This is a genomic window from Bradyrhizobium ottawaense, from assembly GCF_900099825.1.
GTDB lineage: Bacteria > Pseudomonadota > Alphaproteobacteria > Rhizobiales > Xanthobacteraceae > Bradyrhizobium > Bradyrhizobium ottawaense_A.
Window position 1 is genome coordinate 1,008,838 of record NZ_LT629693.1, and the last position, 14,808, is coordinate 1,023,645.

A 14,808-nucleotide genomic window follows, 5' to 3' on the forward strand; every position below is an offset into this window, starting at 1 on the left:
CAGAGCGACCGACGTTTACGTCTTGCACTATCGAAGTCGGGTCATCTCCCCCCGATTCAACTGCGACTAATTCGAGTGGCTTTTGTACGGGGCGATAAGGAGAACCAAAGAACGCAACCTAAGCGAGAACGAACGCCCCTGCTCAAAAAACGAAAACTGTAGAATGTCGCCATCGCCGACGAAAAAATTCAAATGCCGCAAATCGACCGTCTCTTGGTAATAGGTGAGATATGTCGCCCCATCATCGACAAGGGATCTCAATCGCGAATTGTTTGGAAGCGAAGAGGGCTGGATAGTCTGCGGCTCCAACCCGAGCTTCTCGGCTAACTGGATACTAGCCAGGATCGACTTATTAAACTTTCTTCGATCCACGACCGCCACCTTCAACGTATTCCGCGATTTCTCCCTCGCTAATTCCGAGTTGATCTAGCTGATCTAAATATTGGGAGCGAACACGCTTAATCTTTTCAGTCCTCCGGCTAATGTCGTGCTGGATCATATCTACTTTAGTTCGATCCGGAACTTCGAATTCCAAATTTGGTACTCTTGAAAGCGCCTCATCGACCTCACCGATCAACTTATTTGCAAATGGGCCGACTCCGGAAATGCGTAACCACGCCTTGCTTCGGGTGAAGGCGGTGAAGACCTTGTTTCTGCCTCTTCGGACGGACATTTCGACCGCATCAACACCGACAACGAATACGGCAGCGGCCTCGTTTCCTTTGGCGCGATACACGGTTGAAAGAGTGACCATGCTGCTCATCCAAAATGGAGGATCGCTATAGGGATCGGCCAACAGATTGTTGGTTGCTACTCCACTTTCACCCAGCCGGTTCGAGATGCGCGCAAGATAGGTCTTTGCATTTCGATCATCTAGGGTGATGACCATTATCGCGTGGGGTTGCACACCCTCGTTGATAAGAGTTTTTATCTCGTTTATTACCCAGTCAATTTCACTCGAAAAATCGTCAGCCGCGAACGACGAAATAAGCGGAAATAGCTCTCCAGAAATTGAGACTGGAGAATTTTTTGCAGGACGTCGAAGAACTACGTTTCTACCGATCTCATATTTCCCCTCAATCAGCTCGTAGCCCACCGCACTCCAATGAGCCTCATCTTCGAGCATCTGAACAATTTGTTTTGAGTAGATGCCAAATCCCATGGCATGTGCAGTGACCAACACTTCAAGTTGGTTACGATAGCATTTCGTAAGAACAGTATCGTTCACTTGTCCTGCTGGAATTTTGGTCGACGCCCTCTCAAGAGAAAGCCTGGGTCGCCCCGATGCGTCAGCGCCGAACAATGTCTCCGCGGATCGCATCTTGATGTTCAAAATATTTTGCAACTCGTCATATGCCCAGACAATATTTTTTTCAATTTCGGCCGGTTGCGTGATGAGGTAGCAGAGCTCATAAAAGCTATTTGGAAAGTCTTGCCCTTCATCGATAAAAACGTAATCGTAGAATGGCTTCACTCGATCAGACTTTACGAGCTCACCACACGCGTAGCCGAAGGGATCGTTCGACTTGCGTCGAGCATCACGCAAAGACATTGGCATCTGACCAGAACGAGCACTGGCTTCGGAATATACTCCGCCAGCCCGAGAATTTCCCCAACCATGCTTTACGTGAATTTGAGTCCAATCGGGATCCTCATCCCTCATATGGCGGTAAAATTTCGTAATCAACGTTTTCAACGTATCTCGAAGACTTCTGGTGAAAAACGTGACCAGTATCTTCTTTTCTGGCTCCGATAGATGCAGCAGAGCTGCCTTGATAGCTATCACTATAGTTTTTCCGGATCCGGCCAACCCTCGTATTCGATGAGGCCCGGGCACAAGTGACAGAGCAACTTGACGTTGGGTGACATCGAAATTGTGTATATCCTGCTCCAATTTGGCGATGATCGCAGCCGCCCGCCCTAGAGGTGGTGCGGAGGCAGGCTTTACGGCAGGCGCAAGAGCCTTTGCCCCCTCGATAATTGAACGGACTTCGTTGTAAACTTCGACGCCAACACTTTCAGTTTCCACCGTGAGTAGTTGAAGTAACGACTCTTGAGAGGTAACCAGCTTACTGTTTAGCTCAGGCGAACTGATTTCTTTAGCCGAACCGTTGACGTAGATGATCGGCGTGATTTCAAACTTAAGTACTTGAATACTTTTTCGCAAAATTCTGCTTTTGACGAACCTTGAATACAAGAGGCTGGCGAAGTCGGATAATTCGACATCGAATTGACCAAGAACGGTCGCGGAAAGATCAATCAACACCGAGTCGCAATTTTTGATAACGAAGAACCCGTGATTGGCAGACCACAAGCAAATGTCGGGCTTGTAAAGCGACTTATCGTAGTCTGAATAAATCGGATAATCGTAATAAATGACAGACGTGTCGTCGTCTTGAAAAGGACCAGCAGCCTGCAGTGCTTCAATTATTGATTTTGATAGCGCGTCCGACGAGTATCGAAGGCTTGAAATTACCGCGCGCGCCATGAGTACTGACCTTGAGGAATTCGGTGTAGTTCTTGACCAACTTCAATTGGCGAAGATCGACCGTATTGTCGAGGCCCGTACAATAAGTTCGCATCGTGTCATTGTCCACCAAAGGTAGATCGGTTTGCCGCTGACGCCCGACGTCTATGTCAGTCCTATTCAATATGAGCCGCAAGCGCATGCGCGCGACCGATTGGCATTATTAAGCGAGCGTACGACACCTATTCTGCCCGACGGGCAAATCACCCCAGATGTTGGTCAACCCTCCCGGAAGAAAATATTCCTCTTCCACTCCACCTCAAATCACCCGTACAACTCCCGCCATCCTGTCCCGCTCAGAGGGGCGTCGGCCGTCGTCACGACGAGGGGCAGGTTGCGGTGGACGCGGCAGCGTCGGCGCGGGCGCAATTGCAGGGCGGGTTTCCCGTGAGCGATCAAGCGGCGTGCAGACGAACGGCGCCATAGTCTGGCGAAGCCCTCGGGCGAAGTCAGGCTGCTGCGTACGGTAAAACCGTGTGGGCCTGGCATCCGTTGCTGATGTCAAGCTGGCGGAGGCGAAGTCGGGCCAACCGGTCCGGTCAGCCTTAATCCGCCGGCGACGGTGACAAGAACAGAATTCGTCGCCTGGGTGAGCACGGCATAAGCCGTAAAACCATCGCGCAGGGAATGTCGGAGTGTTTCCGCTGACCTGTATGCTCGTGCGCGTCACTTTCTATCCTTTGCGTACGAGACCGCGGGTGCAGCGTGCGCCCCGGCATTCCCTGCGCCCTCTTATTTTCGGGCGACATGAATTTGCAAGGCTCGGGCAGAACGCCGCGAGGATGAGAATGTGTGTCTATCCACGTCATTCCGGGGCGGCGCGAAGCGACGAACCCGGAATCTCGAGATTCCGGGTTCGATGCTGCGCATCGCCCCGGAATGACGGTGCAGAAAATGGATTGCGCTCGCCATGACGGCCCCCTCACCTAACCCAACACCGCCGTTTAAATTCGGAACAATTCGCAACACACAGCTCCTGCGAATGAGTAGCGATTGCGGCTTTGATCGGCGCTTTGATCTTGCACGTTGCCCTGCTACACCGCCGCGCATGAGCAACAATCACTCCACCAAATCCTCCGTCGCCGCGATCTCGATCTTTGCGAGCGCCAGCATGGCCGCGGCCAAATTCGTGGTCGGCATTGCGATCGGCTCGCTGGCGCTGATCTCGGAGGCCCTGCACTCCTCTGTCGACCTGGTGGCGACCGTCATCACCTGGATGGTGGTGCGGGTGTCCGACAAGCCCGCCGACGACGAGCACCATTATGGCCATGGCAAGATCGAGAGCCTGTCGGCACTCGGCGTCATCGCGATGCTCTATGTGCTGGCCGGCGGCATTTTGGTCGCGGCCTATGCGCGGCTGCACGAGGGAACGCCGCCGCCGGCGCTGTCGGCGATTCCGTTCATCGTGCTGGTGGTCGACATCGCCGTGAACTTCTGGCGGGCGTGGGCGCTGCATCGCGCGGCGCGCGCGACCAAGAGCCAGGCGCTCGCCGCCGACGCGCTGCATTTCGCCTCCGACGTGTTCGGATCGTTCGCCGTCATCATCGGGCTCGCGCTCTCAGGGCTTGGGTACTGGTGGGGCGATGCGGCAGCCGCCATCGGCGTCGCGGTTGTGATCTCCCTGCTCGGCCTGCGGCTGGGCCGCTCCACCATCGAAACCCTGCTCGACCGCGCGCCGGAAGGCGCCTCGGAGAAAGCAATCACCGCGATCCGCTCGGTGCCCGGCGTGGTCGATGTCGAGCGCCTGCGCGTTCGTATGGTCGGGCCCACCCACTTCATCGACGCCATTGCCAAGGTGCCGCGCACCACCCCGATCGACCGGGTCGAGGCGATCAAGCGCAACGCGCAGGCGGCCGTCAGCAAGGCGCTTGGCGATGCCGACCTGACCTTTACCGCCGTCCCGGTCGCGCGCGACAATGAGAGCGTGCGCGAGCGCATCATGGTGATCGCGCGCAATTCCGGCCTCGCCATCCACCATGTCACGGTGCACGACGTCGGCGGCCGGCTGACGGTCTCTATCGACCTCGAGGTCGACGGCGACATGGAGCTTGTGGCTGCGCACGACATCGCCCATGACCTGGAGCGCAGCATCCGCGACGACTTCGGCGAGGACGTCGAGGTCGACACCCATATCGAGCCGCTGGAGCCGGAATTGCCCCATGGCACCGACGCCGCGCCCGGGCGCGTCGAGGCCATCAAGGCCGCGCTGACGCGGTTTGCCGCCAATGGCGCCATCCACGACATCCACAATGTACGGGTCCGCGACACCGACGCCGGCGAGATCGTCAACTTCCACTGCCGCGCCGCCCCGTCGATGAGCGTCATCAAGGTGCACGAGAACGTCGACGAGATCGAGCGCGCGTTGCGCCGCGCCTTTCCCTCCATCAAGCGCGTTATCAGCCACGCCGAGCCGCCGCGCACGTAGTCTTGCGGGTCCGTTCCCGTTTCGGACTCGCTTTTGGAATCCTTATTTTGCATTGGACAAGATTTATTTCGAATTAACGAATTGTTGACTCTCGACAGCCCCGGAAAACTGGATTCAAATCGCTGTGATTCGGAAGCGACGTGGGGTTGTTCCGGACGGTGTACAGAAAATCACCTGGTGGGGGTCTACAGCATGGCGCGTGCGCATGCGGCGAACGCGTGCGTCCAATCCGATTCGATCAAGGGATTGGCGCAGTCGATCGCAAAACCGGCCTACCATAGACTGCTTACCGCAGAACCGGCGCTGCGCCGCGCCGTGCCCACCCTGATCATTGCCTTCCTGATCACCATCTGCCTCGGCGCCTTCGTGCAGGTGATCGACCAGAGCCGGCAGAAGCGCGCCGCGACCAAGCGCGACATCGCCGCCCTCACCGACCTGCTCTCCGAACGCATCGATCGCCTCGCCGCCGTCCGGCAGGACCGCGCCGCCAACCTCGAGCGGCTGCAGGCCCTGCTGCCCGATCTCATTCCCGGCTGGGCCGTCTCCACCGGCCGTCACGTCATCGTCACCGGCGCCGATAACCGCGTGCTGGCCAGTGTCCCGACCGAAGGCGCCGGCGGCAGCGACCGCGTGCTCGACGTGATCAGCACCGCGCAGTTGCTGGCGGCACCCGGCCAGCAGGGCACCGTCAACGACATGACGCTGCCGAACGGCAGCGGCGCGATGGCGATCTCAAAGCTGGTCAAGGCGCTGCCGGGCCAGGTCATCGTGATCCAGGAGAAGAACGATCCGCTCTGGGGATCCGATGCCGCGCTCTCGGTGACGCTTTCCGCAACCACGGGGTTCGTCGTGCTGATCCTCGGCTTCGCCTTCCACTGGCAATCGACCCGCGCCCGCGAGGGCGACCTGATCAACGACGCCGTGCGCGGCCGGATTGACACCGCGCTCAACCGCGGCCGCTGCGGCCTGTGGGACTGGGACCTGTCGCGCGGCCGGATCTTCTGGTCGCAGTCGATGTTCACCATGCTGGGGCTGGACTCCCGCCACGACCTCCTCACCTTCGGCGAAGTCAACGCGCTGGTGAAATCCGACGACATCAACCTGTTCGACATCGCCGATCAGCTGATCTCCGGCAAGCTCAAGCACATCGACCAGACTTTTCGCATGCAGCACACCGACGGCCACTGGATCTGGCTGCGGGTCCGCTGCGAACTCAGCCAGGCTGCGGCCGACAGCGGCCTGCATCTGATCGGCATCGCCGTCGACATCACCGAACAGAAGAGCCTCGCCGAGAAGACCGTGGAGGCCGATCTTCGGCTGCGCGACGCCATCGAGACCATCCCGGAAGCCTTCGTGCTGTGGGACGCGGAAGACCGCCTGGTGCTCTGCAACTCGCATTTCCAGCGCCTGCACAAGCTGCCGGACTCGGCAGTGACACCCGGCACGTCCTACGAGACCGTGATCGAGGTCGGCAGCATGCCGGAAGTCCGGACCCGGCTGCAGGACGCCGGCATCCACGCGCCCGGCGCGCGCACCTTCGAGGCGCAGCTCGACGACGGCAGCTGGCTGCACATCTCGGAACGCCGCACCAAGGACGGCGGCTACGTCTCGGTCGGCACCGACATCACCCGCATCAAGGAGCACGAGCGGAGGCTGATCGACAACGACAGCCGGCTGCGCGCCAACGTGCTCGACCTGAAGAAATCGCAGGCCGAGCTTGCCGACCTCGCCGAGAAATATTCGCAGGAGAAGAATCGCGCCGAGGAAGCCAACCAGGCCAAGTCGAAATTCCTCGCCAATATGAGCCACGAACTGCGCACACCGCTGAACGCCATCATCGGCTTCTCCGAAATCATGGGCAGCGGCATGTTCGGCGTGCTCGGCTCCGACAAGTATCAGGAGTACTGCCACGACATCCTGACATCGGGAAAATACCTGCTCGAGGTCATCAACGACATCCTCGACATGTCGAAGATCGAGGCCGGCCGCATGAAGCTCGACATGGAGCAGCTCGATCTGTCGAAGATCGTGGCGGAGTCGGTACGGGTGGTTTCCGGCCGCGCCGAGGACAAGCATCTGACGCTCGACGCCGATCTCGAAAACACGATCTCGCTGGTGGCCGACCGCCGCGCGGTCAAGCAGATCTTCGTCAACCTGCTGTCGAACGCGGTGAAGTTCACCCCCGACGACGGCCGCGTCACCGTCCGCAGCCGGGTGCTGGCGGATTCCATCGTGCTCATAATCGCCGACACCGGCATCGGCATCGCCCCTGAATCGCTGCGGCGGCTCGGCAAGCCGTTCGAGCAGGTCGAGAGCCAGCTCACCAAGACCTATCAGGGCTCAGGCCTCGGATTGGCGATCGCGCGGTCGCTGACCAACCTGCACGGCGGAAACATGCGGCTGCGCTCGAAGCTCGGCAACGGCACCGTCGTGCGCATCACCCTGCCGCGCGATCCGCAAAAGGCGAAGCTGTCGGCCGCGGCCTGAGCCGGCGGCCTATTCCAGCGTCGGCGCGACCTCACGCGCGACCTGCACCAATGCTGCGATCAACGGCGTCATCGGATCGCGCTGCGGGATCACGAGGCCGATGCTGTAATTGACCACGGGGTCGACGATCGGAATGCTGCGGACCGCGTCCGCCAGTCCCAGCGTCTCCGCCAGCTTCGCCGGCATCACACTGGCCCAGCGCCCGGTCTTGACGTGGGTGTAGAGCACCAGCAGCGAGTTCGACGTCAGCGTCGGAACGGCTTCCGCGCCCACCGATTTGAGCGCGCGGTCGATGATGCGGCGGTTCTGCATGTCCGGCGTCAACAGGCACAGCGGCACCTGCCCGACCTCCTTCCAGGTCACCTGCTCGCGATCGCCGAACATCGCATCGGGCGCCGTCAGCAGACGATAGCTTTCGTTGTAGAGCGGAATAGTGCGAACCTTGCCGATCGGCTCGTTCTCGATATAGGTCAGTCCGGCATCGACCTCGAGATTTTCCAGAAGCCCCAGCACGTCCGCCGAGGTGCAGGAGCGGATTTGAAACTGCACATCGGGATGCTTGGCGCGGAACGGCGTCGTCAGCGACGCCACCATGCCGAGCACGGTCGGGATCGCGGCAAGCCTGATCTCGCCGGAGAGCTTGTCCTTGAGGCCGTTGATCTCCTGGCGCATCGCACGGGCATCGCCGACGATCCGTCGCGCCCAGTCGAGCGTGCGTTCGCCCTCCGGCGTAAAGCCCTGAAAACGGGAGCCGCGCTGCACCAGCATGACGCCGAGGATTTCCTCGAGCTGCTTGAGGCTGGTCGACATCGTCGGCTGGGTGACGCCGCAGGCCTCCGCAGCCCGTCCGAAGTGCCGTTCCTTGGCCAGCGCCAGCAGAAGTTCAAGCTTGTCGATCAAGAAATGTGCCTCAAAAGTTGACCGTGAATCCGGCTGTTCCGCCGTCACGAATACCACGGCCGCCGCGGCCTCCCTACGCCAAAAGCGGCGGCCCGAACGCGCGGCAGTTCCGTCATCGCGATTTCATATCGCCTCATTTCGACAGCCTATTGATAGCGTTTCCGTATCGCAGCATGAGACAGCTTTATTGATATCTGGAGCAATTCCAATTCTGATCCGCGGGCCATAACTCCTGAGCGAGAACGCGGATGACACCGGCCTACGAACCCTGGAACGAGGCGCGCGGCGCCGAGATCATCGCCGAACATGACAAGGTTGAGGGTCCGACGCTAGTGATCCTGCACGCGCTGCAGGAAGCCTTCGGTTACGTCCCGGAGCCCGCGATTCCGATGATCGCCGCGGCGCTCAATTTGTCGCGCGCCGAGATCCATGGCGTGTTCACGTTCTATCATGATTTCCGCGACCAGCCCGCCGGGCGCCATGTACTGAAACTGTGCCGCGCCGAGGCCTGCCAGGCCGCCGGTGGCGATGCGCTTGCGGCGCGCGCGGAAAGCAGGCTCGGCATTTCGCTTGGACATACCACCGCCGACGCGCGCGTTACGCTGGAACCGATATATTGCCTCGGCCTCTGCGCCACCGCGCCCTCGGCGATGCTGGACGGCCGCGTCATCGGACGGCTCGACGAAGCGCGGATCGACGCGCTGGTTGCGGAGGCGCAGCGATGACGATGCGCCTGTTCGTTTCCCGTGATGCCGGCGCGGTTGCGGTCGGCGCCGATGAAGTAGCCCAAGCGCTGGAACAGGCCGCCCGTAAACGGGGCCTTGCCATCGAAATCGTCCGGCCCGGATCGCGCGGGCTCTATTGGCTGGAGCCGATGGTCGAGGCCGCAACCCCCAAGGGCCGGATCGCGTTCGGCCCCGTGACCCCGGCTGAGGCGCTGTCCGTGCTCGATGCCATGGCCGCCGACGGTCCGCACCTGTTGCGGCTTGGCGTCGCGGACGAGATTCCCTGGCTCAAGCGCCAGACCCGCCTGACCTTCGCCCGCTGCGGCGTGATCGACCCCCGGTCGGTCGAGGACTACCGCGCCCATGACGGCTACAGGGGCCTGGAGCGGGCGTTGCGACTGACCTCGGACGAGATCCTCGCCGACGTCACGGCATCCGGGCTGCGCGGGCGTGGCGGCGCCGGCTTCCCGACCGGCATCAAGTGGAAAACCGTGGCGCAGACCAGCGCCGATCGCAAATACATCGTCTGCAACGCCGACGAAGGCGACAGCGGCACGTTTGCCGATCGCATGATCATGGAGGGCGATCCCTTCGTCGTGATCGAGGGCATGACCATCGCCGGCATTACCGTCGGCGCCACCAGGGGCTACATCTACGTCCGCTCGGAATATCCGCATGCGGTGACCGCGATGAACGCCGCGATCGCGGCGGCGAAGCGCGCCGGTTATCTCGGCGCCAAAATCGGCGGCTCCAGCCACAGCTTCGACCTCGAAGTCCGGGTCGGCGCCGGCGCATATGTCTGCGGCGAAGAAACCTCGCTCTTGGAAAGCCTCGAAGGCCGCCGTGGCATCGTCCGCGCCAAGCCGCCGCTGCCCGCGCACCAGGGCCTGTTCGGCCGGCCGACCGTGATCAACAACGTGCTGTCGTTCGCCGCGATCCCCTTCATCCTCGCCGGCGGCGCCAGGGCCTATGCGGACTTCGGCATGGGCCGCTCCCGCGGCACCATGCCGATCCAGCTCGCCGGCAATATCAGACATGGCGGCCTGTTCGAGACCGCCTTCGGCATCACGCTCGGCGAACTGATCGACGATGTCGGCGGCGGCACCTTTACCGGCCGGGAAGTCCGCGCGGTTCAGGTCGGCGGTCCCCTGGGCGCCTACTTCCCCCGCGCATTGTTCGACACCCCGTTCGACTACGAGGCCTTTGCCGCGCGTGACGGGCTGATCGGCCATGGCGGCATCGTCGTGTTCGACGACAGCGTCGATATGTCCAAGCAGGCCCGCTTTGCGATGGAATTCTGCGCCGTCGAATCCTGCGGCAAGTGCACGCCCTGCCGGATCGGTTCGACCCGCGGCGTCGAGACCATCGACAAGATCCGCCGCGGCGAGCGCGTAGCCGAGAACATCGCCGTGGTCGAAGATCTCTGCAACACCATGAAATTCGGTTCGCTCTGCGCGCTCGGCGGCTTCACCCCCTACCCCGTGTCGAGCGCGCTGAAACATTTCCGGGAAGATTTTGGCCCGGCGCCCACCAAACTTCAGGCCGCGGAATAGGAGATCGCCATGTCGCTGATCCAGGAAACCGATTTCGGAACCCCGCGCTCGAAGTCCGAGACGATGGTCACGCTCACCATCGATGGCCAGAGCATCACCGTGCCCGAGGGCACCTCGATCATGCGTGCGGCGATGGAAGCCGGCACGCAAATCCCAAAACTCTGCGCCACCGACATGGTCGACGCGTTCGGCTCCTGCCGCCTGTGCCTGATCGAGATCGAGGGCCGCGCCGGCACGCCGGCCTCCTGCACCACGCCGGCCATGAACGGCCTCGTGGTCCACACCCAGACCGAGCGGCTGAAGAAGCTGCGCAAGGGCGTGATGGAGTTGTACATCTCCGACCATCCGCTGGATTGCCTGACCTGCGCCGCCAATGGCGACTGCGAATTGCAGGACATGGCGGGCGCCGTCGGCCTGCGCGACGTCCGCTACGGCTACGAGGGCGAAAACCATGTGTTCGCCAAGGCCGACGGCTGCAGCAATGACAACTGGATGCCGAAGGACGAATCCAATCCGTACTTCACCTACGATCCCTCGAAGTGCATCGTCTGTTCGCGCTGCGTCCGCGCCTGCGAGGAAGTGCAAGGCACCTTTGCGCTGACGATTTCCGGCCGCGGCTTTGACAGCCGCGTGTCGCCTGGGATGAGCGAGAGTTTTCTGGGCTCCGAATGCGTTTCCTGCGGCGCCTGCGTGCAGGCCTGCCCGACCGCGACCCTGACCGAAAAATCCGTCATCGAGATCGGCCAGCCCGAGCATTCGGCGGTGACGACCTGCGCTTATTGCGGCGTCGGCTGCACCTTCAAGGCCGAAATGCGCGGCGAGGAAGTCGTGCGCATGGTGCCCTACAAGGACGGCAAGGCCAATCGCGGCCACTCCTGCGTCAAGGGCCGCTTCGCCTGGGGCTATACCACCCACAAGGAGCGCATTCTCAAGCCGATGATCCGCGATGCGATCGCCGATCCCTGGCGCGAAGTGTCGTGGGACGAAGCGTTCGGCTTCGCCGCCGCGAAGTTCAAGGGTATCCAGGCCAAATACGGCCGCGACGCCGTCGGCGGCATCACCTCGTCCCGCTGCACCAATGAAGAAACCTATCTGGTGCAGAAGCTGATCCGCGGCGGTTTTGGCAACAACAATGTCGATACCTGCGCCCGCGTCTGCCATTCGCCGACCGGCTACGGCCTGTCGACGACGTTCGGCACCTCGGCCGGCACCCAGGATTTCGATTCCGTTGAGCATACCGACGTCGTGATGATCATCGGCGCCAATCCGGCGTCCGCCCATCCCGTATTCGCCTCGCGGCTGAAGAAGCGGCTGCGCCAGGGTGCCAGGCTGATCGTGATCGATCCCCGCCGCACCGAGATGGTGGAATCGCCGCACGTCAAGGCGCTGCACCTGCCGCTGATGCCCGGCACCAACGTGGCCGTGCTCACCGCGCTCGCCCATGTCATCGTCACCGAAGGCCTGGTCGACGAGGCCTTCGTGCGCGAGCGCTGCGACTGGAGCGAGTTCGAGGAATGGGCGGCCTTCGTCGCCCAGAACAACAACAGCCCCGAAGCCACCGCGATCATGACCGGCGTCGACCCGAAGGACCTGCGCGAAGCCGCGCGGCGGTTCGCTACCGGCGGCAACGGCGCAATCTATTACGGGCTCGGCGTCACCGAGCACAGCCAGGGCTCGACCACGGTGATCGCGATCGCCAACCTTGCGATGGCGACCGGCAATATCGGCCGACCCGGCGTCGGCGTGAACCCGCTGCGCGGCCAGAACAACGTCCAGGGCTCCTGCGACATGGGCTCGTTCCCGCACGAACTGCCGGGCTACCGCCACATCTCCGGCGATGCGGTGCGCGACCAGTTCGAGGCGATGTGGAACGTCAAGCTCAACCCGGAACCGGGCCTGCGCATTCCCAACATGTTCGACGCCGCGATCGAAGGCACCTTCATGGGGCTCTACGTACAGGGCGAGGACATCCTGCAGTCCGATCCCAACACCAAGCATGTGGTGGCGGCGCTGTCGTCGATGGAATGCGTCATCGTCCACGACCTCTTCCTCAACGAGACCGCGAACTACGCCCACGTCTTCCTGCCCGGTTCGACCTTCCTGGAAAAGGACGGCACCTTCACCAATGCCGAACGCCGCATCCAGCGCGTCCGCAAGGTGATGACCCCGCGCAACGGATTGGCCGACTGGGAAGTCACCATCGGCCTTGCCAAGGCGATGGGCTACGACATGCACTACGATCACCCGTCGCAGATCATGGACGAGATCGCGGCGCTGACGCCGACCTTCGGCGGCGTGTCCTACGCCAAGCTCGAGGAACTCGGCTCGGTGCAATGGCCCTGCAACGAGAAGGCGCCGGAAGGCACGCCCGTGATGCACATCGGCGGCTTCGTCCGCGGCAAGGGCAAGTTCGTCATCACCGAATACATCCCGACCGACGAGCGCACCGGGCCACGGTACCCGCTGCTGCTGACGACGGGGCGGATTCTCAGCCAATACAATGTCGGCGCACAGACCCGCCGCACCGAGAACGTCGTCTGGCATGCCGAGGACCGGCTCGAAATCCATCCCCACGACGCCGAGCAGCGCGGCGTGCGTGACGGCGACTGGGTGCGGCTCAAGAGCCGCGCCGGCGAGACCACGCTGCGCGCCGAGATCACAGACCGCGTCGCGCCGGGCGTGGTCTACACCACGTTCCACCACCCGGACACGCAGGCCAATGTCATCACCACTGAATATTCCGACTGGGCCACCAACTGTCCGGAATACAAGGTGACCGCGGTGGAGATTTCGCCCTCCAACGGCCCGTCCGACTGGCAGAAGGCCTATGACGAGCAGGCCCGCCACTCGCGCCGGATCGCACCGGCGGAAGCCGCGGAGTAACGGATGCCCGAGCCGGTCTACATGGCGGATCGAAAGATATGGCGTGACGGCAGCCTCCGTGAAGGCGCGCGCCTGATCCCGGAGGAGACCGCGCTGGCGCTGACCTATAATGGCGGCACCTACGCCGTGATGATGGGCACGCCGCAGAACATGCGTGATTTTGCCATCGGCTTCAGCCTCAGCGAGGGCATCGTGCAGTCCGCCGACGAGATCGCCTCTGTCGACATCGTCGAACTCGACGACGGTATCGAGTTGCGGATGTGGCTGGCGTCGTCGAAGGCAGAACTCCTTAGCGATCGCCGCCGTCACATCGCCGGCCCCACCGGCTGCGGCATCTGCGGCATCGATTCCATCGCCGAGGCGGTTCGGCCTGCGGCAGTGGTTACCGGAGGCCCCTCGTTCTCGTCGCGCGAGATCATGACCGCGATGGCCGGCCTCGCGCCGCTGCAGGCGATAAACATCGAAACCCGCGCGGTGCATGCCGCCGCGTTCTGGACCCCGGCGCGCGGCATCGTCGTGCTGCGCGAGGACGTCGGCCGCCACAACGCGCTCGACAAGCTCGCCGGTGCACTGGCCCAGGACAAGGTTGTGGCCGGCGACGGCATGGTGCTGCTGACCAGCCGGGTCTCGGTCGAGATGGTGCAAAAGACGGCTGCGATCGGCGCCCCAATGATGGTCGCGGTGTCGGCGCCTACCGCGCTCGCCGTCCGCATGGCGGATGCCGCCGGCATCACGCTCGCCGCCATCGCGCGCGCGGATGGGTTTGAAGTCTTCACCCACCCGGAGCGGATCAAGGGGAACGAGGAAAACGCGCCTAAACTCAAGACCGGCGCCAGCGGAGCAATTCATGTCGTCGCCTGAGCGTTTGATCTACATGGCCAACCAGATCGGCTGGTTCTTCCGGAGCCAGGGCCACGACCAGGCGGTGGCGGGTGTGGCCGAACACATCCGGAAATTCTGGGACCCGCGGATGCGAAAGCAGATCTTTGCGCATCTCGACAGCGGCGGCGCCGGGCTCGATCCCAACGTGCGGGACGCGCTGGAAACGCTGAAGCAGACGTAGGGGGCAAACTTACCCTCCCCTGGAGGGGGAGGGTCGGCTCACATGGAGCGTAGCGGAATGTGAGACGGGGTGGGGTGATCTCTCCTCGGGCACTGCTCGCAAGGAGAGACCGTCACCCCACCCCGCCGCTCATTGCATGAGCGTCGACCCTCCCCCTCCAGGGGAGGGTAAGCGAGAGCCTCGCGCGGATAAGTGATTCAGTTTTCGAAGAGCCCAAGCCGTCATTGCGAGCGAAGCGAAGCAAT

General features: G+C 62.1%; 9 protein-coding genes. 7 read left to right on the top strand and 2 right to left on the bottom strand.

Features of this window, described 5'->3' with window-relative positions:
• Positions 1 to 352: 352 nt before the first annotated feature.
• Positions 353 to 2,488, bottom strand: coding sequence for a DEAD/DEAH box helicase (locus tag BLR13_RS04960; protein WP_074827115.1), 2,136 nt, complete (start codon positions 2,486 to 2,488; stop codon positions 353 to 355).
• 1,087 nt (positions 2,489 to 3,575) lie between these two features.
• Here BLR13_RS04960 and BLR13_RS04965 point away from each other — a divergent pair.
• Together BLR13_RS04965 and BLR13_RS04970 are read left to right on the top strand one after the other, a co-directional pair.
• Positions 3,576 to 4,952: a cation-efflux pump gene (locus BLR13_RS04965; RefSeq protein ID WP_074827112.1), complete on the top strand. Its 1,377-nt coding sequence runs from the start codon at positions 3,576 to 3,578 to the stop codon at positions 4,950 to 4,952.
• 192 nt (positions 4,953 to 5,144) lie between these two features.
• Positions 5,145 to 7,439 carry a PAS domain-containing sensor histidine kinase gene (locus BLR13_RS04970; protein ID WP_074827110.1) on the top strand — a complete coding sequence of 765 codons (2,295 nt, stop codon included), beginning with the start codon at positions 5,145 to 5,147 and terminating at the stop codon, positions 7,437 to 7,439.
• A gap of 9 nt (positions 7,440 to 7,448) precedes the next feature.
• On the opposite strand, the gene BLR13_RS04975 is transcribed toward BLR13_RS04970, so the two are convergent.
• A complete protein-coding gene (locus BLR13_RS04975; protein ID WP_074827107.1) occupies positions 7,449 to 8,339 on the bottom strand; it encodes a LysR family transcriptional regulator in 891 nt (296 codons plus the stop codon).
• A gap of 248 nt (positions 8,340 to 8,587) precedes the next feature.
• On the opposite strand from BLR13_RS04975, the gene BLR13_RS04980 reads away from it, so the two are divergent.
• Genes BLR13_RS04980 through BLR13_RS05000 form a run of 5 tightly spaced genes read left to right on the top strand, consistent with a single transcriptional unit; the run spans position 8,588 to position 14,563 of the window.
• Positions 8,588 to 9,064 carry a formate dehydrogenase subunit gamma gene (locus BLR13_RS04980; protein ID WP_074827104.1) on the top strand — a complete coding sequence of 159 codons (477 nt, stop codon included), beginning with the start codon at positions 8,588 to 8,590 and terminating at the stop codon, positions 9,062 to 9,064.
• The gene (locus tag BLR13_RS04985) at positions 9,061 to 10,617 is read left to right on the top strand and encodes a formate dehydrogenase beta subunit (RefSeq protein ID WP_074827102.1); all 1,557 of its coding nucleotides are present in this window, start codon (positions 9,061 to 9,063) and stop codon (positions 10,615 to 10,617) included. The genes BLR13_RS04980 and BLR13_RS04985 overlap by 4 nt, the downstream gene beginning before the upstream one ends.
• Positions 10,618 to 10,626: 9 nt before the next feature.
• Entirely contained in the window at positions 10,627 to 13,500 is a 2,874-nt protein-coding gene (gene fdhF, locus BLR13_RS04990) for a formate dehydrogenase subunit alpha (RefSeq protein ID WP_074827099.1), read from the top strand.
• Positions 13,501 to 13,503: 3 nt separating this feature from the next.
• The gene (fdhD, locus tag BLR13_RS04995; protein ID WP_074827096.1) at positions 13,504 to 14,361 is read left to right on the top strand and encodes a formate dehydrogenase accessory sulfurtransferase FdhD; all 858 of its coding nucleotides are present in this window, start codon (positions 13,504 to 13,506) and stop codon (positions 14,359 to 14,361) included.
• Positions 14,348 to 14,563 carry a formate dehydrogenase subunit delta gene (locus tag BLR13_RS05000; protein ID WP_074827093.1) on the top strand — a complete coding sequence of 72 codons (216 nt, stop codon included), beginning with the start codon at positions 14,348 to 14,350 and terminating at the stop codon, positions 14,561 to 14,563. The genes fdhD and BLR13_RS05000 overlap by 14 nt, the downstream gene beginning before the upstream one ends.
• The last annotated feature ends 245 nt before the right edge of the window (positions 14,564 to 14,808 follow it).